The organism is Labilibaculum euxinicum, assembly GCF_963678175.1.
GTDB classification, from domain to species: domain Bacteria; phylum Bacteroidota; class Bacteroidia; order Bacteroidales; family Marinifilaceae; genus Labilibaculum; species Labilibaculum euxinus.
In genome coordinates this window covers 2249139-2269049 of record NZ_OY782756.1, presented here as the reverse complement: position 1 = coordinate 2269049, position 19911 = coordinate 2249139, and the positions used below count along the sequence as shown (strand labels likewise).

Genomic DNA, 19911 nt, shown 5'->3' with positions numbered 1-19911 from the left:
TTTTCGGACTCCCTCTTTCTACAATAAAAAAAGCACCCCAAAATGGGATGCCTAAAACCAAGCTCTTTCGTTTTTATTATTTCACTGCAACAACTAAATATTTTGATGCTTTCCAGAACTCATGAGGATCAAGAATTGTGATTGCTTCAATTTCTTTATCAGTTCCTTCAAATCGATAGGAATCACTTGGGTGCGATGTTACTAAACTAACTTTTCTTCCGGATACAGGAATCGTTGTTGTTTGAGTAATATCAATATTGTTGAAATTTTCAGGATTAATTTTCTGATTCAACTTGTTTGTTGATCCGATTCCTAAAATACCACCAGTACTTGTTACAACCTGCTTCAATTTCAGTTCCTTAATATCGCCGATTACGTAATGTGCTGTGTTTAAATTGGCAGTTCGTTCTTCAATCGTCTTATTGATGCTGTCATTCTCAGTACTTAATGCAACAACAGTTCCATTCAATTCAGTAACCTGACCATTCAAATTGTCAACTTCAACATTAAGCTGTGCAAGCTGCTCCGATAAAGCATTAATTGATTTATCCTTTTCTTCAATTTGTACTTTTAAACCAGCAATCAATTTTTTTAGTTTTGAGTTTTGGTACCAGCTGTTATTCAATTTTTTATCCAGACTTTCAAGCTTTGCCTTGTTTTCTTCCAAAAGATCGCGAACCAAACCTAAATCAGTAACGATCTGCGCTTTTTTTCCGGCACTTGGATTCTCACTTGCACTAACAGAAATAATATTTTCTTTCTCTTTAATTATTGCCAGATTAGCCGCAATAACATCAAACGATTCAACAAAATCATCAATGGTAGAATCTTTTTCCTGAGCCATTTGAGTCAGTTGAGAATTTTGCTCACGCAACTGCTTTAATTCTTTCTGATTACATGCTGTAAATAGAGGTAATACCAGGAGTGCAAATACTAACTTTCTCATAATTTTTAATTTTAATAAGTTTACATCAATTCAAATTCACAGATCAATATGAGAAATCTGTGCCAGAAATAAATTCAAATTAAAAACCACAACACAAAAGCAAATTAATCACTCATTACCAATACAATACACTCTGGCCGGCAATTCTAATTTTTCAATTTTCAGTTTGTAAATGTGTGGAATCTTTCCCACAGTTTGTAGAAACAATTTCTACAAACAAAAAGTGCCTGCATAAATGCAGGCACGAGGGGTTAACTTTCAAACTAAGTCTGAAAGCTATCGGTTATCTTTTGTTCCAGATTAAAGATGCTGCACCTAAAACCGCTGCGTCATCCTCAATTCCTGAAGCTAATATTTTAATTTTCCCTTTGTAAATGGAAAGAAGTTGTTTTTCGAGTGTTTCTGCAACCGGATTAAAGAGAATATCTCCTGCCTTTGTCAATCCTCCAAATAGAAAGATTGCCTGCGGACTGGTTACAGCCACAACATTAGCAAGAACCTCTCCCAGCATTCTTGCAGTATATGTAAATGTTTCTTTTGCAACTAAATCGCCTCTGCCGGCCGCTTCAGCAACCATTTTTGCTGTCAGCCTGCTAAACGGAACATCTCTTAGCTCACTATCGCCCATGTGGCGCGCCAACAACTTATAAACAGTTCTTTTCACTCCTGTTGCAGAAACATAAGTCTCTAAACACCCCTTACGTCCGCAGCCACACTCCCGTCCACTCGCGCGGACAATCATATGTCCAACCTCACCAGCAAAACCATCGTGACCATATAACAAATCGCCGTTCACTACAATTCCACTTCCCAATCCGGTTCCCAAAGTAATCACAATGAAATTATTCATTCCTTTTGCAGCACCAAAAACCTTTTCGCCCATGGCAGCAGCATTGGCATCGTTGGTAATAATAACCGGAACATCTATTCTCTTTTTCACTAAATCTGCTAAAGGGATACTCCCCTTCCACCGCAAATTAGCTGCATTTTCAATAGTTCCCGAATAAAAACTGGCATTTGGAGCACCAATACCAACTCCAATTATCTGCATCTTATCAGCTGATCCATTCATAGCAGATTCAACCTCAACAAACAATTCATCTAAATAATCCTCAATAGCCTCGTGCTTTTGAGTTGGCAAACTTCCTGTCACCAAGCAATTCCCTTCCGAATCAATACAGCCAAAAACTGTATTGGTTCCACCTATATCAATACCTAAAGCAACTTCCTTCATCCCAACAAAATAAAATTATTAATTAATTGTGTTTGTGTCCTCTTAAGGCATAGAATAAAATGTATCCGTAACAGATAATGGTTAAAGCAAATGCATTTCGCAATCCGAAATTATCAGCTAACACTCCCATTATCATTGGGATTATTGCCCCTCCAACTATCGCCAGACACAAAACACCTGAACCCTGACTGGTGTATCTGCCCAAACCATCAATTGCAAGAGTAAAAATAGTCGGGAACATGATTGAGTTAAACAATCCTACCAAAACAAGACTCCACATGGCAACGTATCCATTGGTAAGCATACTTACAACAACTAATGCTACAACCATAACGGAATTGAAAGCCAACACTTTTGAGGCTGATACCTTTTGCATGATTGCTGATCCTATAAACCGGCCGATCATCGCTCCACCCCAAAATACCGAAACATAGCTGGCCGCTTCTGCTTCACCAAACAGGTGCAATCCTTCGTCTCCAAAATACATTACCAAAGCACTTCCTATAGAAACCTCTGCACCCACATAAGTAAAAATGGCAACTGCACCCAAAATTAAATGTCTGAATTTCCATACCGAACCTTCTGCTTTTTCTTCCTCAACCTCCTGTATTTTAGGCAACTTCACCAAAGCAAAAATCACAGCAATTACAGCCAGCGCAATTGCCAGACCAAGATATGGCATTTGAACCGCTTCAGCCTTGCCTGCACTATCAATACTTGTGTTATCCAATATTAAATAAGCACCAAAAATTGGAGCTACAGTGGTTCCCAAACTATTAAATCCTTGAGTAAGATTCAAGCGGCTTGAAGCCGTTTCGGGTGTGCCTAATTCTGCAACAAAAGGATTTGCTGCCACCTGAAGAACAACTATACCTACCGCCAACACGAACAAGGCAAAAAGAAAAAATCCGTAAGACAAGAATGCCGCTGCAGGAAAAAACAAGGCAGCACCCATAGCCGCAACACCCAATCCTGTTACAATTCCCATCTTATAACCAATCTTTCCGATAATCCAACCAGCCGGCAAAGACATTAAAAAGTAGGCACCAAAAAAGGTAAACTGTACCAACATTGCCTGCGTAATTGATAAATCGAACAATCCTTTTAAATGAGGAATTAAAATATCATTCATGCAGGTTAAAAATCCCCACATAAAAAACAGAGAAGTCAGCAGGGCCAGAGCTCCTTTGTAATTCATTCCCTGCGCCTGTGTGCCGGAATTACTCTTACTATTCGTACTAATTGAGACCATAAGTATATTTTTTCAATCGTTTGTATTTCTGTTTACAAATCTCAATCAATTTCTTATGAATTAATTTTACTATTTTATCATTTTATTGCACTATATTCACACTTTATTAATAACAAACGATAGCAAAAGGCAATAATGCACAAGTACTGCTTTTAATGATATTAATTTGTAATTTGAATTTAACACAAAAAACAGCCGGTAATATATTAGCTTTTATTGAGTAAATATTAAACAGAGCAGTTAAAATAATACAACTATGTCGCTACTACTTGAAGAGATACCGATAAAAAATGAGCATTCGTTCCGGTCTAAGATTGATGTTTTACCGCACATTGAAGTTCCGTGGCATCATCATCCCGAATTTGAATTGATCTACATTGAAAAAAGCAGAGGTACTTTGGTGGTTGGCGACTGTATTGACAATTTTAAAGATGGTGATTTGATATTTATTGGGCCCAACACTCCTCATGTAATGAAGAACGATGAGTCTTACTACCGAAAAGAAAATGATTTGCGGGCCATTGCCTGGGTCGTTCATTTTAAAGAGGATAGTTTTGGCAAAGAGTTCTTTCTATTACCTGAAATGTATCGAATTAAGAAGTTCCTGACCAAATCGTTTCAGGGAGTGCGGATTGAAGGCAGTTCAAAATACAAGATCATTCAGCATTTAAAAACACTTCATTCATCGGAATTCGCCCAGCGGATTCTTGTACTGCTGCAGATATTGCAGGTTTTGGCTCTATCGGATGATCTGGAGTATCTGGCTTCGGATAATTTTGTGGAAACGTTCCAGCACAGAAACAATCAAAAACTGTATCAGATTTACGAATACGTAAGTAAAAACTTTCAGCAAAAAATAGAATTGGACAAAGCAGCTAAAATTGCCAACATGAGTAAAACTGCATTTTGCCGCTTCTTTAAAAGCAAAACAAATAAAACCTTTTCTGAATTCGTGAATGAAATGCGAATCAACTATGCAAAAAAGCTTCTTGCTGAAGGAAGGTTAACGGTGGCTCAGATTGCCTACGAATGCGGCTTCAACTGTCCCTCCTACTTCAACAAGACTTTTAAATCGGCTACCGGAAAATCACCTCTTCAGCTAAGAGGAAAAGGTCTGGAATCGTTCCAATCTTAAAATCAGAAGAGATCGCGGCAATATTCAAGCAATTCCATTGAATTGGCGTATGTTTTTTCGGCATCGATGAGCAGGTATTTCTTTTCCAAATCGCGTAAGCAGCCGGCACTGCTGCACAAGCGCAGTTTACGGGCTCCGATGGCTTCTGCTCCGTAATCAACACCAATGTGACCGCTGACCAGTGTTCTCATTGGTGAATTTTGGCGATCCGCACTTGCAAACTGCAGCAAATCATCAATCATTTTCAAATATTCATCTCCATACTGCCGTTCGTTCCCATTCATTAATACATCCCACAAATAATCCCCTTCGGCAGTATTCATAAAATGGGAGCTAATCTGCGGATTATAGGTGTGAATACTTTCAATATGTGCAGTAAATTCTCCTTTGTGAGAATACTGCCTGAACCAATTCAAATCAAACTCTTTGGTACGCGCATAGCGATCGGAACTACCGGTATGGTTCACCAAAACACCTCCTTTGGTTCTCAGCAGTAAGGGCATATCCATAAAAAAGCGTACCACCTCTTCCCTGTTCTTCCGAATCCGGTTCTCGAACCAGGAGGTAAACTCGAGATTGCCCCGATGCAGAGGAATATGATAGATGTGAACCAACTCATGATTGCCCAACAAACAAATCACATCGCTTCCCTTTTGGTTTGCGCCCATTTTAATGAGCTCCTGAATCATTTCCAGAGATTCATCTTTTTGCTTTCCGGGATAAGCATGAATTAAATCGCCCAGAAAAACCAGATGATCCGCTTTCCCTTCGCTTTTTAATTTTCCATACACGTTCAAAATCTGCCGAAAATCAAATCCATTTCCATGCAAATCAGACACAATCATTAATCGCCCGTACTGAATATCACAAATCATTTTTACTTATCTTTATAATTCAAAGCTTTAATCTGCAAAAGTTCTAAAATTGTTATAAATTATATTTGCAAACTTACAATTACATTCAGGTAAAATTAAAATTTTTTAGATATGCTTGAAAAATTACTGAAAAACCCCGAAAAATATTTTTGGTCGATAAATAACGACGGCGATCTCGTTTTGGGAAATGCCGATCTTGGACTGAAAGCAAAACTCACGTTAACCTTAACCAATAAATGGATCAATCTGGCTCCTTTGGTTGAACGCAGTCCGGGAAATTACATCGGACAATCGGAAACCTTCATGAAAAATACAAAAGAATACGAGCTGGTTGCTGAACTTTACAAACTAATTAAAGCCCAGTTAAAAGAACCTACGCTAATAGAAAGAGAGAAAACCACTAAGAATACATATGCTTTTCTACTCAAATATTATAAAGAAAATAAATAATACCGATTGAATAAATCAGCGGGCTGCATTTCGCCATGCTCAACATTGCTTCCTGTTTGTTCGATCGGCATTCTACATATTTTGATTTTAAAACGGCATAATGATCAGATCAATTATAACTGCAGTATTTCTTAGCATTATCATCATCCAGCAAACAGCAGCACAAAATCCAGATAAATTAAAATCAGGAGATCTTTTCCCCGAAATAAAAGGGGAATTGTTGTCCTCTAAAATGGTCACTCTTCCCGATCATTGCAAAGGAAAAGTGAGCGTTTTAATCATTGCATTTAAAAGAGGTACTCAAGCCCAAGTTGACACCTGGACCAAACCACTCATGAAAGAATTCAGCATCCGCAACGATTTTCGTTTTATTGAAGTGCCCATGATCAGTAACTTTTACTCTTGGCTGTCGCACTATATCGACAATGGAATGCGCGGCGGCATTGCTAAACCAATGCACAAAAATGTAATGACTTATTATGGCCCTTTGGACAGCTATTACGACTACTTCGATGTTCAGGACAAAAAGCTGTGTTACCTTTTCCTTTTGGATAAAGAAGGTAGAATTCAGTTCCTTACCAAAGGTGAAGCCAAACCCGAAGAGCTATCTGTTTTACTTCAAAAAATAAAAATTCTTTTGCAATAGATTATCAGATTTTAGATAAGAGATATCAGACTGATTTACAAGACGCTTGTTCCCATTTTCTTTCTGCCGAAACACCCATCGGGAAAATCGCTCAGAGAATTAAGCAGAAACAAAACATTCATATTTTAAATGGCAGCACAGCATTTTCAAACTTTTTATCGAAATATTTAATGAATAAAGTTTACTTTTAATGCTTCGATAAAAAAGCATAGAAAATGAATAAAAGAGGATTTGCAAGCGATAATTTTTCAGGAATATTGCCAGAGGTAATGGAGGCTATTCAGAATTCGAACCAAGGTCATGTAATGGCTTACGGCGGAGATCCGTACACAGCTGCCGCAATTGAAAAGTTCAAAACCCTGTTTGGAAACAATATTGATGTATACTTTGCCTTCAACGGAACCGGAGCCAATGTTATTAGTCTTTCAACATTAACCCAATCCTATCATTCCATTATTTGTCCGGCAACGGCTCACATTCAGGTTGACGAGTGCGGTGCCCCGGATAAATTTACAGGATGTAAAGTTATTCCTATTGAAACACCCGACGGCAAAATATCGCCCGAATTAATTCTCCCGCATTTGCACGGATTTGGTTTTGAGCATCACTCCCAGCCAAAAATGATTTCGATTACTCAATGTACCGAACTGGGAACCGTTTATACGCCCGAAGAAGTGAAAGCCATCTGCGATTTGGCGCATGCCAACAACATGTACGTTCATATGGACGGTGCACGACTGGCAAACGCTGTTGTAAGTCTGGATGTTGATGTAAAAGAATTTACCACCCTTGCCGGTGTTGATGTACTCAGTTTTGGCGGTACCAAAAACGGCATGATGCTGGGCGAAGCAGTCATCTTTTTTAATCCGGAACTATCGAAAGAAGCCAAATACGTTCGCAAACAAAGCATGCAGCTTTGTTCTAAAATGAGATACATCGGTGCACAGTTCGATGCCATGCTCACCAACGGATTGTGGCTGAAAACAGCCCGTCATGCCAACAAAATGGCCAAACTGCTCGAACAGGAAGTTCGGAAGATAGATCAGATAAAAATTACCCAAAAGGTTCAGGCCAACGGCATTTGGGCACTTGTCCCTAAAGATAAAATTGAACAACTTCAGAAAGAATACTTTTTTTGGGTTTGGGATGAACAGGCAGGCGAAGTGCGCTGGCTGTGCTCTTTCGACACCACCGAAGATGATATTCTTGGTTTTGTAAAACTTCTTAAACAGACTCTTTAATTCCATTCACCAATAACTGATTACTGCTCACTGAAAACTGATAACATGGCCTCTCTTCGTAAAAACGTTTCCTTAAAAGATTACAACACATTTGGCATAGAAGCCAATGCCAGATATTTTTTCGAATTTGATACTGTCGAAGAAATTCAAGACTTTTTAAGCAAAAATGATATTCTTAACATTCAGTATTTACTGCTGGGCGGCGGCAGCAACCTTCTGTTTACCGAAGACTTTAACGGCCTGGTGATTCATCCAAAGGTGAAGGGAATAAAAATTAGTGAAGAAGATGACGATTCGGTTTTGGTGCAGGTGGGTGCCAACGAAGATTGGGATGAATTTGTAGCCTGGAGTGTTGAAAATCATTTATCGGGTATCGAAAATCTGTCCCTGATTCCGGGTGTGGTTGGTGCAGCTCCTATTCAAAATATAGGAGCCTATGGTGTTGAGGTAAAAGACGTGATTGAAAGCGTGGAAGCCATATCCATTGAGAGCAACAAAAAAGTAACTTTCAGCAATGCGCACTGCGAATTCGACTATCGGTACAGCGTTTTTAAAAACGAATACAAAAATCAATTCATCATTACCCACGTTAACTTCCGATTCAGCAAACAGGCCGAATTTAAAGTTCATTACGGCGCCATTGCCCGGGAACTGGAAGCTTACGATGAAGTGAATCTGAAAAATATCCGCGAGGTAATCATCAAAATCCGCGAAAGCAAACTGCCCGACCCAAAAGTACTGGGCAATGCAGGCAGTTTTTTCAAAAATCCGGTGGTTGCCAAAGCTGAAGCCGATGCGCTAAAAGCAAAGCACGAAGGCATGCCTGTTTATGAGCTAAACGAAACACAAAGCAAACTGGCCGCCGGCTGGCTGATTGAACAATGCGGCTGGAAAGGCAAACGAATCGGCGATGCCGGTGTTCACAAAGATCAGGCGCTGGTGATTGTGAATCTTGGACATGCAAAAGGATCTGAAATACTCGAATTGGCCAACGAAATCAGAAAATCGGTGCTCTACAAATTTGGTGTGAAACTGGAAATGGAAGTAAATGCGGTATAATCAGCCCAATGTGATGATGAAAAGTAATACCGCATTTTTTTTTCGATCGCCGCAACTCAATAAATAAGAGAAACAATATAATATTGTATCAGTCTTGTCCTAATTGATTTTAGTAATTGGGCTTTCCGCCCAAACCCGACATCATTTCTTGTCTTGAAACAAGAAACGAAGCAAAGAAATTCAAGGCTGCTTTTTAAAAAACTTCCTTATTTAACTCAAATCTAAGTGTGGCCGGGCGATCTTCGAACAAGTTCTCAGCTTCCCGGTCTTACTAAAGATTTGAACTAAAGCGAAAGCCCTTTAAAAAAGATGCCAATTAAAAACACATTAAAAAAACCCCTTCGGACAATTGTTCAAAGGGGTTTGCTTCAGTTTGTATGTAGTTGCAAGTAATTCTCTCTAGTTCAATTTTAAATCTACTTTTTCCTTTTTGCGCTTTAAAGCAACCATACGGTCGCGCAGCTTGTTATTTCCGGATTCAATTAATGTATTTACCACATCGGCAAAAGGCTTGTATTTTGCAGGATTTGCCTTCGCCATTGCACCTAAATAACCCAACAACTCATTGTTAATAATGCTCTTCAGTTCCTGGGCAACAACCGATGCCGATTTGGTATTTTCCCGTTCGTTTTTGTCTTCGATTAATTTGGATGCCGAAACATCAAAACCGGCCTGCGATTGCTCCAAATTATCCATCAATTGTTTTAAATCAGGTATTGCCCGAACATGTTCCTCCAATTCGGGCGCATTTAAATCGCTCAACATGGCCCGCACCCCAACACTTTCTATGCTGTACGATTCTTCGGCGATTTTTATCCCGTAACGATCCAAAATTTCATTTATATGCAAAGCCTTTTCCTGAGCAGCACTTGGGCGGCGCATGCATTTGGCTTTTACTTCATAAAAAATGGCGCGCAAATCCAAATCACGTGCCTCATCCTTATCCTTTAATTCACTATTCAACCAACCCGCATTAACCTTCCCAATTAACTCGTTCGACATCCCGGTTAATTTTTCGAGTGTGATGCTGTAGTATGCATCTTCTGTTATGGGGTATTTTTTACTTAATTCTATTATGCCTTGACAGGCTTCTACAGTTTCACCTGTGTTCAACTTTACGTTTATTGCTTTCATAACTATTTTGTTTTATTTTTTCGAAGCCTTAAATTATCAACAATCATTCGATAAAACAAACAAATAATTAATTTATTATGGATACTAACAGTTTTTCAAAACACCCACTAACAAAAGAAAAACCTAATATCGAATGCAAACACCAGTAAAATCAAGCAGAACAAAGCAAACCGAAAATTATTTATACACATAACAAATTAAATAAAACTTACTATCGGTTGACTCCTCTTGTCTAAAAACACAATACAGGTATTTAACCATCCAATCTGCTCTATTTAAAATCACAGTATACAATCCATTTAATTGGACGACTCATTTCCCTGAGAAATGCGGCAACTTTTTGTTTGGTGGGCTTATTTCCCTAAGAAATACGACAACTTTTTGCTTGGTCAGCTTATTTCCCTGAGAAATGTGGCAACTTTTTGTTTGGACAGCTTATTTCCCAGAGAAATACGGCAACTTTTTGCTTGGTGGGCTTATTTCCCTGAGAAATACGACAACTTTTTGTCTGGTGGGCTTATTTCCCTGAGAAATGTGGCAACTTTTTGTTTGGACAGCTTATTTCCCTGAGAAATACAACAACTTTTTGTTTGGACAAGAAAAAAGGCCGGGCTGAGGGCCTGGCCTTTTCAAAATAGCTGCTGCATGAATTTCCTAACATTCAATAGTTGTTGTGTGTCCCCTTCCAAATAAAATATTTACAATCCCCGGGCTAAAGCACGGGGCAATGGATGTTGTGTATACCCTTCAAAATAAGAGCAATTACAACATATAAAGAAACACACAATATGTATCCATGTTGTGTATACCCTTCAAAATAGGAGCATTTACAACATTACTTCTTTAAGATGACACAAATAGTTGTTGTGTGTACCCTTCCAAATAAGAATAATTACAACCTGCTTGTTATTGACGACTAAGATACGGTGTTGTGTGTGCCCTTCAAAATAAGAGCAATTACAACAAATCTTCATAAATCATGTCACGCTGCTCAGTTGTGTATACCCTTCAAAATAAGAGCAATTACAACGGCGACTATATGTGCTATATAGATTGTTTAGTTGTGTATACCCTTCAAAATAAGAGCAATTACAACAATCACGGGATTATACGCCACTGACGACGCGTTGTATATACCCTTCAAAATAAGAGCAATTACAACTGGAATTTCTGAACCTGATGCTAAATATGAGTTGTGTATACCCTTCAAAATAAGAGCAATTACAACATTTAAAATATGTTTTCGGTGACAGTACGCGTTGTGTATACCCTTCAAAATAAGAGCAATTACAACGTTTTATGATGCTTGCCTTTATGGCAGTTGGTTGTGTATACCCTTCAAAATAAGAGCAATTACAACAATGACAAATTAACAACAATTAGCGAAGCAGTTGTGTATACCCTTCAAAATAAGAGCAATTACAACAACTGTCAAGAAGATGATAGGACAATGCAAGTTGTGTATACCCTTCAAAATAAGAGCAATTACAACGTAAAAGAATTAGCTCAGATGGTATCAGGTGTTGTGTATACCCTTCAAAATAAGAGCAATTACAACCTAGGTTTTATAAATGCCTTATTTGCAAAGGATAAACCGTTTTTTGGCCCACAAAAAACGGAAGTATTTTCTACTATATAGCTAGTATGGCGTCAATTTTTTCATTGTAAATTACCAATCTCTTCTATGATCCTCTTAATTTCGACAGCATAAAGTTTACTTATTTCAGCTGGAATAGAAAGCTCTGAGCTGTTTTTATAATCTTTAATGTGTTTGCTGCTTTCAAAATCATCCATTTGTTGTTTCGATATTTTAGCTATTCCTTTTATTTGCGGAAATTCTGAATGCGAAAATTTATTCCTGCATTCTGTCAGCAGGTCTTTATTAAACTGAATCTTTTTATTATTCAGCCATTCCAAATAAATCTCAAATTGTACTTCATTAAAACCTTTGGGTCTGTGCCCTTCCTTAAATTCAATCTGTTTTAATCCCTCAAAATCAAATTGAGCAATGTACTTTTCCAACTCAAATGAAGTCTCGAATATTGCTTCCCGATACTTATTGTACTCCCTTATTTGATATTCCAGCAAATCAAAAGGAATGTCTTTGTTCTGAAAATAAAGCGATAGGTCGGGTATTCTTCTATCCTTAATAAATCGTTTAAAACGTCCGAAATCTTTAAAAGTCCACTGATAACCTTCCCGTTCTTCCGGCGTTTGCAATTTATCAAGGCCTTCCACCATCTTTATTTGATTCTCGGAATCTTTTGCAATGATATTACAATAAACTTCATTCCCTTTACTTGTAATTCGTTGCTGAAATGCAGCAGGTCGTTCAAGAGGGTTACGCTCTGCATTCGGATGAATTTCGGATAAGCTGAATCCATCCTGCAAGCCAACTGTTTTATCCAGGGAAAGCAATTTATCGCAAAGCAATTTTAGTATTCTGTCTTTTGCCTGAATAAAACGAATCAGTTTTTCATTTTTTTCTACAGGTATTCCGTATTCAGACTTTAATTCCCTACCTGATTTGCCTTGTAAATTGAATTCGACAGGCTTTTTATTAATATTATAACTACGGGTGTATTTATAAAAAGGCTGTGTGTCATCACCCAAATATTTAGATAATAGAACAGAGAATTTATCGCCCTCATTAAACAATGTACCTTTAGCCGATAATCTGCCTTTTAGTATTTTCTCAAGCTGTGCATCGAAAATTGAGTTTGGTAAATCGACAGGCATTTGCGATTTTGATTTTAACCAGCTATTAAAATCAAAAGAGTTTACGTCTTTAACTATTTTCTCAAAACTTAAGGGAATTGTTTTACCATTGGGTAATCTATACCCACCCTTTTTTCCTTTTTCCAACAGATTATTCTCAATCCAGCGATCTTTTACCGTTAAATATTTTAGCGTAAAATCGATAATGCCTGTTGAGCTTGTGATAAGCCTCTTGCTTAAAAACACATGCCCTTTTTTATAATCAAAAAGATGTAACTCTTCGCAAACAGCAATCAGCTCGTTTTTGTTCAAACTAAAGTAGGCTATTTTAGTTTGCAGCTTGTTGTAGTAAGGTGTCGTAATTTTGTCTTTCACCTCTTTGCAAACTACCATTTTAATAATATCGCGGGCAACAAAGGTGGCCAGCTCTCCTAATTTAATATGCTGTTCATTTTTTTGTTTCTCAATTTCACTTTCAATCTTCTTTTTTAACTCCTTCGCTTCATCTCTAATTGCCTTAACTTTATTGTGAATTCTTTTCTTACTATCCAGCTCTTCAATGTTCATCAGATAATCATGAACCTTTGCAGGCAGCATATCGAATTTCAATTCTTTGGGTAGGTGTTTTTTAAGTTCCTCAATTCGCTGCTGCAGATAGTATTGATATTTGATTTGGGAAGCATACTCAATCTTTGTTTTGTTTCTTATTCGTTTTTCGAGTGATCTTTTATCCAAGCTCACCAATTCTTTTTTTGATAACCTCAAATCCTTTAAAAGTTGATATTCTTTTTCTTTCGATAGATATTGAACTCCTTTTGCACTTATTAAATCGTTCTCTTTATTAATTCTTTTTGTGAAAAATTCGGGGCTGTAGTCCGCAAGCTTTCGGATTTTATCTAATTCTGATTTATCGAATAGTTGAGCATTTGCATTATGCAGAAAATCAATTATTGATTTCTCCGGTTCTCTCGGAGCCAAATGGGATAATAAGAGTAGTTTCGGCAAATCGTGTACACTAATAAAGCCATCCGGATTGTTCTGTGCATCTGTGTTAGTTTCTTTATTTTCGAAAACAGAAGGATACTTTATTTTATCATCATTCGGATTGAAAATACAAAATGCTATTTTATTGTTGTTGGTATTATAGTGAGGTGAGAATTGCTCAAAGTGAATATCATCGGCATCGGCAAAGTTCTGCTTTAATTCCGCCAATACATTTATTTCATTGTCCAAAAAATCGGATAGCCTACCAAATGCATTAATGGTTTTAATTACCCTTCTGTCTCCAACAACACCAGCTATTTCTTTATCGTAACGTTTCACAATTAATTTGCCTAATGTAATTTGAAAACGAATATTGGGCAAGGCATTGGTTTCATCTAAAAAGCGAAGAGCAAAATAGGGGAATCTATCATTATAACGTTTTTTAGCAGTAAGGTCTTTTATAATACCATCAATTTCCTCATCAGTTACATCTTCATAATTCGTGCTGTTTAAAGCCACATTGTGTTTTCCTTCCTCATTCAGTGGTGGTTCAAACTCTTTCCTAGCATCTTCGGTTATATGATTAAATAGTTCTTTCGGACATCTATTAAGCTCAGACAGCATATCCATCAGCAACGAAAATTGGGGATTCTCATTCCCCAAACGTACATCGGGCACCTTTAAAGCGTAAGAGGTAAATGCTTGTATTGTAGCTCGAAATGGTGGTGTAGTTTCATTTTTAAAACCGCTGAATTTTTTCAGAAACTTTGTGGCATGGTTTCTTTCAAGAAACAGATTAATGAAAAAATACAAACCTTGATCTGTAAATAAGCAAGTATCGGGCACCAAAATTTCATATTTATCCAAGTGCTTATAATCCTCTTCGGTTTGCGTTTCTTTATTTCTTAAAAACGAATATTCAGGAGCATTATTAAACAGCAATTTTATATCCTCAATTATTAATGAATCTACAATATTGCTCCTTTTCGTAATTTTATTTCCCTTATCATCTATTGCTAAAAAATGAGAATATGAATTTCTTAAATCGTTTATCATTTTGAATGATGCAAGAATAAAGTTGTGCAATCTTCCAAAATCGACACCACTACTTTCCTTACCTGCAATATTTACAGATTCTAAATCGAATATTTTAAGAAATGGTAAATGATGTCTTTTAATCAAATAACTGTATACTTTTATTCTATCCTGTTCGAATTTCTTTACTTCCGGATTAAATATTTGCGAAAGAAGATGTTTAGAGGAAGTAATCTCTTCATCATCGTTTAACAAACTGAATTGTTCATCATCAATATTTTTAAGATTGCTAAATGCTTCTGTAAGATGATTGATCAGTAAAAAAACATTGTGCCGTGCCATATTCAGATAGCCGCCAAAATACTGCGGATCGTTTTTCACTGTTTTGTACACATTTAAGCCTTTATGCTTTTCTGCGATTGTTTCCATGGTGTTAATTTTGTTTTAGGTGAGTAAAATAAGCCCAATACATTTTCATGACCATTCGTTTGCGATACCATTGGGCAAGCTGTGCCGAAACAAAAAGAATAAAGAACAATAATCCACCCAGGCAGAGTGCGGTAAATATATCCGGCTTGTTTAAATGGAGAGAAGTAATAAAATGCAAGGCAAACAAAAATACCTCCAGAAAGAGAAGCAGAATGCAGGCCAGAGCTGTTTGCCGAAAGAAAAAATAAAAGCTTTGAAAGGTTTTAGGGTGTTCTATTTTAGCATGATGCTCCAATTCGTAATACATGCGGTCGTAAAACTCATCCTGTAAAACATCCATTTTTTTCTGTTGATATGCTGCAAGATTATCGAAATTGGCTTTACTAAAAAAGATGTTTTTTCCGTACCATTCTTTTGCTTTCCCATTTAAAGTTTCATTCATCAGTTTGTGAAGAAACTCCATTTTTAAATAAAGAACAGTAACCGGTTTGTACATTCCAAAAAACCAATTGTACCATTTCTGTTGTACTAAATAGAAATTTACAGCGTAAAGCGTGGCTCCAATTATAAGTACTAAACACAATGTGATGCCAATGTTTACCTGCCAATTAAGCGCTCCTAAGAATGCAGGTGCAAATCCATAAAGATTACTTATGACATTACAAAAAAACAAAAAGAGTACTCCGGGCAGCAGCAGCCCTAACAAATCGTAAAGTGAAAACTTTCCCATCCTATTTATTGTTTGATTTAACTTCGGCTTTCAGCGGAATATCTATTCTACAGCATAACCAATTGTGAATCCGAATCTACAAAACAATAATTACTTAACAAAATAAACAATAGCGAATAAAAAAGAAATTGCTAAAACGCTGGCAGATCTTTGGCGCTGTCAGGAGTTTTAGCAATTGGTGAATGTAAAGTTGGGGGAGCAAGTCAAATGTTCAAACAGCTTGTCAATGATAATTTTGTTTTTGTAGAGAATACCATGTGAATAGATACTCTTAGCAACTCAAGTTATCTATTTTATGTGGCTAAAGCCTGTTTTTAAATTTCATGTTATCAGTTGCTTAAAAGCAAAGCAATAAATGTTTTGTTTCAGCATCATTTTACTCCTTCAATAGTCTTCATTTCTTGTTATCAATTGCCTGAAGGCAATTGCAACAGATACTTGGCTTTTAGCAAAAAATCCTTTGTAATTTCATCTATTGCAGTTCGGCTTTAGCCAACTGGATTTAAAATATTTCAATCTTTTGCTTTAGCATCATTTTTACTCCTTCCGCCCTAATCTTTTCTTGTTATCATTACCAAAACATTATTTAGAAGACTGATTTTATAAGCCTGGCTATGGCAGTTATTTTTTGTTTATTCCGAATGGCTCTGTAGGTTTCGAATTTCTTACAACAATTGCTGTTTGAAAAAAATCTGTTGTATTCCAGTCTAAGTCTCTATTAACTATCAAAAACGGATTGCTTTTAAAAGGTGAATTATTATGAGTGAGGTCGTAAACAAAAATTGAATTTTTGGGTGTTACATTTCTTAATTCCTTAACCTTCTCCTTCGTACCCGTAACCCAATTATCATCATTTTGTAAATTCAGATTGTAATAAAGTTTTTTCTTAGACTTTGTAATCTTTAAAAGACCTGGTATCCATTTCTCTGAAATCATGCATTTGCTGTCAAAATAAAAAATCCGATACGTATAAACCTTCTTTTTTAATGCATCCTTTAAATTAGCAGCAAACCAGCGAACTCCATCGGTTGGTTCTTGAAGTGTATGTGAATAGCCCCATACTCCAATCATTTTTTGATTCTTTAAATGAAGCTGAGATTCTAATTTCTTATAATTATCAAAAATACAGGAATCTCTTACTTTATCCCAACCAATATCAGATGTTGTATGAATTGCTGAGCTATAATTTAATATATTTTCCAAATGATACCTGTATTCAAATAAGTCTTCACTTCCGTAGCTTTTATTCTTCGATTCCTCATACAATTTTTTAATGTACCTAATATTCTCCTGATTCGAATTTATATTGTTGCCGATAGAATCCAATTTAGCATCAGCTTCGCCATACTTCTCTTTAATTTCAATAAGTCTGCATACAGTATTGCTTATGCCACCTGCAGGAATATCTACCCCCACGTATAAAATTTTATTTTCACTTTGCCTGTTAAGGTTTATGAGTTTTTTGTAAAAATCATATTTCTCTTTACACCACGCAGGTGACGACTTGGTTTTATCTATTAATCCCTTTAAACTTGTAGTATCTTCGTTTAACAAGTAAGAGTTCAACTTTTGAGATGTGGCCCAGTCCATTTCTGCCAATAAATAAGTGAAGTCAGTTCTGCTTTTATATTCTTTTATCAGCTTGTAAGCAACTTTATAGTTATCATTAAAACCATGTGTCTCACCAATAAAAACTATATTATATTTTTCAACAACACTGTCAGGAATTAATTGCTCCTGTAAGCTAAACTCTTGTTTCACAAGATTTAAATAATCAACAATACTATCCTGCGCTTTGCAGTTTATAGTCAGTAAGTAGATTGAAAAAAAAAGAATTAGTTGTTTCATATTCGCTTATTTAGTTCAGACTAATGTAAAAGTATTTTTACCTTTTCGGTTTTAAAATTAACAAAACATTATTTAAAAGACTTATTTCATTTCTCAGAATAGTTCCAAATAAAGGGTAAAAAGGAATTATCCATTGCAGTTTGGCTTTAGCCAACTGGATTTAAAATATTCCAATCTTTTGCTTTCTGCATCGTTATTGAGTATTTGGCATTTACTCACTCCAAATTCCATTTTTAAACAATTGAAACCATTTCTCAATATTCTCGTCGTTGTACAATCCGATGCTCTTAAAAATTTCTCTGGCAAACTCAATTGGAGCAATCCCTTTCGCAGTAATTATATTTCTGTCAGTCACAGCCGGCGAATTCTGATAATTCGCATCTCCGCAATACATTGGAGCAATTCCTTTTAAATAATTCAGGTCATTACTGGTATGCCGAATATCATTCAAGAATCCTAATTGTCCGAGATAAGTTGTTGCTGCACAAATGGCTGCAATTGTCTTTCCATTTTCAAATGCATTTTTTACAAATTTTGTAATCTCTTCATTTTCTCCTTTTTCCCAAGCGATACCACCCGGCAGAATTAACAGATCCAACTCCTCAAAACTCAATTCGGAAAGAGAGTTTGCTGGTTTAATTTGCAAACCTCCCATCGATGTAACTGCGTTTCCGTTCTTCGAGAAATAAACCAAATCAAATTGTTCACTCTTATTTATTTCCGGAGTGAGATATGAAATTTCCCAATCAGAAAATCCATCAAATAGAAATACAAATATTTTCTTGTTCATGTTATTCGTCTTATCAATTTATATAAAATCCCTTTTAGCTGACACGCAAGATCGAAGTATATTTGTCCATCCACATATCACAGCAATAAACGCTTCTGCTATTTCGAATCCAAATCTACAAAACATTACTAAAACTCCTGCAAGCCTTCCTTGTTGAGCGAAATTAACAATAAAAAAAGACCGGGCATGATGCCCGGTCTGCAATTTTCATTCAGCGCTTCGCTTTTCGCTTAATCCTTATCTACCAATTTCATAGCTGCTTCAGTATAACGCTCGCCGGTATTGGGATATTTCGCAATAATGGCTTCAATTTCGGCCACTTCGTTTGCTGTAAACTCAATATCTGCAGCCTTGGCGTTTAAATCAAGGTATTTGCGTTTTTTTGTTCCCGGAATCGGAATGATGTTATCGCCTTTTGCCATCAGCCATGCCAATGCCAGTTGAGCAGTATTGATGCTCTTGCCGTATGCGAATTCATCCAGTGCCTTCATCAGATTCTGATTGTTGATTAAATGTTCGCCCTGAAAGCGGGGTAAGTTCAAACGGATATCGCTGGAAGCAATCGTATCCACATTAAAATTCTCGGTAAACATTCCTCTTCCCAAAGGTGAATAGGGAACAAATGTGATGCCCATTTCTGTAATTTCGGGCAGTACTTTCTTCTCTACATCTCTTGTTAAAAGTGAGTATTCACTTTGCAATGCCGAAATGGGATGTACTGCGTTTGCTTTTTTGATATTGGTAATGGATGCTTCTGAAAGTCCCAGATAACGCACTTTTCCCTCCTTTACAAGTTCTGCCATTGCTCCTACTGTTTCCTCAATCGGTACGTTCGGATCAACCCGGTGGGCATAATACAAGTCGATGGTTTCGATGCCCAATCGCTGCAGACTTAATTCCACAGCCTTGCGCATATATTTGGGTGAGCCGTCAAAACTACTGGCCAGCAAATTTTCCCCGCCATACTTAAACCCGAATTTAGTGGCTATAAATATCTTGTCCCGGTTTGGTTTCAGTACTTTTGAAATAAGTTTTTCATTCGCTCCTCCACCATAAAAATCGGCAGTGTCCCAAAAATTAATCCCCAATTCCAGTGCTTTGTGCAAAGTGGCGATACTTTCTTCATCATTTCTTTCGCCGTAAACATGCGACATCCCCATACAGCCCAATCCTATGGCAGAAAGCCGTTCTTCTGTTTTTCCTAATGTTTTGTATTTCATCTGTTTATAATTTTAAATTTTTGTCAGATAGAACTTACCAACTTAGTCATCCTCATGTATGAGAAAAGTCTTCTCATGGCTCGTTTCATCTGATTCTAATTTTAAGTTTTTATCGGATAGCCTGTCCCGAGCTTATTTCGGGAGAACTTACCATATAATCATCTCCTGTGTGTCGCAATTGCATG

Annotated in this window: 15 protein-coding genes and 1 CRISPR repeat array; of the genes, 5 read left to right on the top strand and 10 right to left on the bottom strand. The window is 36.8% G+C overall.

Translation table 11 applies throughout. The features are described from left to right. Positions 1–76: 76 nt before the first annotated feature. From ACY0M5_RS09155 to ACY0M5_RS09145, 3 genes are all read right to left on the bottom strand, one after another. On the bottom strand, positions 77–946 hold the full coding sequence (locus ACY0M5_RS09155) for a Cbp1 family collagen-binding glycoprotein adhesin (protein WP_124991876.1): 870 nt from the start codon (positions 944–946) through the stop codon (positions 77–79). A gap of 283 nt (positions 947–1229) precedes the next feature. Then, positions 1230–2180 carry an ROK family protein gene (locus ACY0M5_RS09150; RefSeq protein ID WP_124991875.1) on the bottom strand — a complete coding sequence of 317 codons (951 nt, stop codon included), beginning with the start codon at positions 2178–2180 and terminating at the stop codon, positions 1230–1232. A 22-nt stretch (positions 2181–2202) separates the two neighbouring features. Further along, the gene (locus tag ACY0M5_RS09145) at positions 2203–3432 is read right to left on the bottom strand and encodes a sugar MFS transporter (protein ID WP_124991874.1); all 1230 of its coding nucleotides are present in this window, start codon (positions 3430–3432) and stop codon (positions 2203–2205) included. A 256-nt stretch (positions 3433–3688) separates the two neighbouring features. On the opposite strand from ACY0M5_RS09145, the gene ACY0M5_RS09140 reads away from it, so the two are divergent. Further along, on the top strand, positions 3689–4567 hold the full coding sequence (locus ACY0M5_RS09140; RefSeq protein ID WP_124991873.1) for an AraC family transcriptional regulator: 879 nt from the start codon (positions 3689–3691) through the stop codon (positions 4565–4567). 2 nt (positions 4568–4569) lie between these two features. Here the strand turns inward: ACY0M5_RS09140 and ACY0M5_RS09135 are convergent, their stop codons facing one another. Next, entirely contained in the window at positions 4570–5442 is an 873-nt protein-coding gene (locus tag ACY0M5_RS09135; protein ID WP_461631551.1) for a metallophosphoesterase family protein, read from the bottom strand. 111 nt (positions 5443–5553) lie between these two features. Here ACY0M5_RS09135 and ACY0M5_RS09130 point away from each other — a divergent pair, with 111 nt between their 5' ends. From ACY0M5_RS09130 to murB, 4 genes are all read left to right on the top strand, one after another. Next, positions 5554–5892, top strand: a complete 339-nt coding sequence (locus ACY0M5_RS09130) for a hypothetical protein (RefSeq protein WP_124991871.1) — start codon at positions 5554–5556, stop codon at positions 5890–5892. A 100-nt stretch (positions 5893–5992) separates the two neighbouring features. After that, positions 5993–6538: a hypothetical protein gene (locus ACY0M5_RS09125; protein WP_461631550.1), complete on the top strand. Its 546-nt coding sequence runs from the start codon at positions 5993–5995 to the stop codon at positions 6536–6538. A 215-nt stretch (positions 6539–6753) separates the two neighbouring features. After that, positions 6754–7779, top strand: coding sequence for a threonine aldolase family protein (locus tag ACY0M5_RS09120; RefSeq protein WP_461631549.1), 1026 nt, complete (start codon positions 6754–6756; stop codon positions 7777–7779). A 45-nt stretch (positions 7780–7824) separates the two neighbouring features. Then, a complete protein-coding gene (murB, locus tag ACY0M5_RS09115) occupies positions 7825–8838 on the top strand; it encodes a UDP-N-acetylmuramate dehydrogenase (protein WP_461631548.1) in 1014 nt (337 codons plus the stop codon). A 399-nt stretch (positions 8839–9237) separates the two neighbouring features. On the opposite strand, the gene ACY0M5_RS09110 is transcribed toward murB, so the two are convergent. The 6 genes from ACY0M5_RS09110 to ACY0M5_RS09085 form a co-directional block, all read right to left on the bottom strand. Then, on the bottom strand, positions 9238–9972 hold the full coding sequence (locus tag ACY0M5_RS09110) for a DUF6261 family protein (RefSeq protein WP_461631547.1): 735 nt from the start codon (positions 9970–9972) through the stop codon (positions 9238–9240). Between the two features lie 733 nt (positions 9973–10705). Next, positions 10706–11530: a CRISPR direct-repeat array (repeat unit 36 nt; unit sequence GTTGTGTATACCCTTCAAAATAAGAGCAATTACAAC). Positions 11531–11631: 101 nt separating this feature from the next. Continuing rightward, entirely contained in the window at positions 11632–15138 is a 3507-nt protein-coding gene (cas13b, locus tag ACY0M5_RS09105) for a type VI-B CRISPR-associated RNA-guided ribonuclease Cas13b (RefSeq protein WP_461631546.1), read from the bottom strand. Between the two features lie 4 nt (positions 15139–15142). Further along, on the bottom strand, positions 15143–15868 hold the full coding sequence (csx27, locus tag ACY0M5_RS09100; protein WP_461631545.1) for a type VI-B CRISPR accessory protein Csx27: 726 nt from the start codon (positions 15866–15868) through the stop codon (positions 15143–15145). Between the two features lie 621 nt (positions 15869–16489). After that, complete coding sequence (locus ACY0M5_RS09095) at positions 16490–17716, bottom strand: TraB/GumN family protein (protein WP_461631544.1); 1227 nt, start codon at positions 17714–17716, stop codon at positions 16490–16492. A gap of 211 nt (positions 17717–17927) precedes the next feature. Next, the gene (locus ACY0M5_RS09090; protein WP_461631543.1) at positions 17928–18506 is read right to left on the bottom strand and encodes a type 1 glutamine amidotransferase family protein; all 579 of its coding nucleotides are present in this window, start codon (positions 18504–18506) and stop codon (positions 17928–17930) included. Positions 18507–18736: 230 nt separating this feature from the next. Continuing rightward, entirely contained in the window at positions 18737–19726 is a 990-nt protein-coding gene (locus tag ACY0M5_RS09085; protein ID WP_461631542.1) for an aldo/keto reductase, read from the bottom strand. Between the last annotated feature and the right edge of the window lie 185 nt (positions 19727–19911).

Coding starts and splice junctions, on each gene's coding strand:
- ACY0M5_RS09110 (WP_461631547.1), bottom strand. CDS start 9,972: ATGAAAGCAATAAACGTAAAGTTGAACACAGGTGAAACTGTAGAAGCC.
- ACY0M5_RS09125 (WP_461631550.1), top strand. CDS start 5,993: ATGATCAGATCAATTATAACTGCAGTATTTCTTAGCATTATCATCATC.
- ACY0M5_RS09090 (WP_461631543.1), bottom strand. CDS start 18,506: ATGAACAAGAAAATATTTGTATTTCTATTTGATGGATTTTCTGATTGG.
- ACY0M5_RS09130 (WP_124991871.1), top strand. CDS start 5,554: ATGCTTGAAAAATTACTGAAAAACCCCGAAAAATATTTTTGGTCGATA.
- ACY0M5_RS09095 (WP_461631544.1), bottom strand. CDS start 17,716: ATGAAACAACTAATTCTTTTTTTTTCAATCTACTTACTGACTATAAAC.
- csx27 (WP_461631545.1), bottom strand. CDS start 15,868: ATGGGAAAGTTTTCACTTTACGATTTGTTAGGGCTGCTGCTGCCCGGA.
- ACY0M5_RS09145 (WP_124991874.1), bottom strand. CDS start 3,432: ATGGTCTCAATTAGTACGAATAGTAAGAGTAATTCCGGCACACAGGCG.
- ACY0M5_RS09150 (WP_124991875.1), bottom strand. CDS start 2,180: ATGAAGGAAGTTGCTTTAGGTATTGATATAGGTGGAACCAATACAGTT.
- cas13b (WP_461631546.1), bottom strand. CDS start 15,138: ATGGAAACAATCGCAGAAAAGCATAAAGGCTTAAATGTGTACAAAACA.
- ACY0M5_RS09120 (WP_461631549.1), top strand. CDS start 6,754: ATGAATAAAAGAGGATTTGCAAGCGATAATTTTTCAGGAATATTGCCA.
- ACY0M5_RS09140 (WP_124991873.1), top strand. CDS start 3,689: ATGTCGCTACTACTTGAAGAGATACCGATAAAAAATGAGCATTCGTTC.
- ACY0M5_RS09155 (WP_124991876.1), bottom strand. CDS start 946: ATGAGAAAGTTAGTATTTGCACTCCTGGTATTACCTCTATTTACAGCA.
- ACY0M5_RS09085 (WP_461631542.1), bottom strand. CDS start 19,726: ATGAAATACAAAACATTAGGAAAAACAGAAGAACGGCTTTCTGCCATA.
- murB (WP_461631548.1), top strand. CDS start 7,825: ATGGCCTCTCTTCGTAAAAACGTTTCCTTAAAAGATTACAACACATTT.
- ACY0M5_RS09135 (WP_461631551.1), bottom strand. CDS start 5,442: ATGATTTGTGATATTCAGTACGGGCGATTAATGATTGTGTCTGATTTG.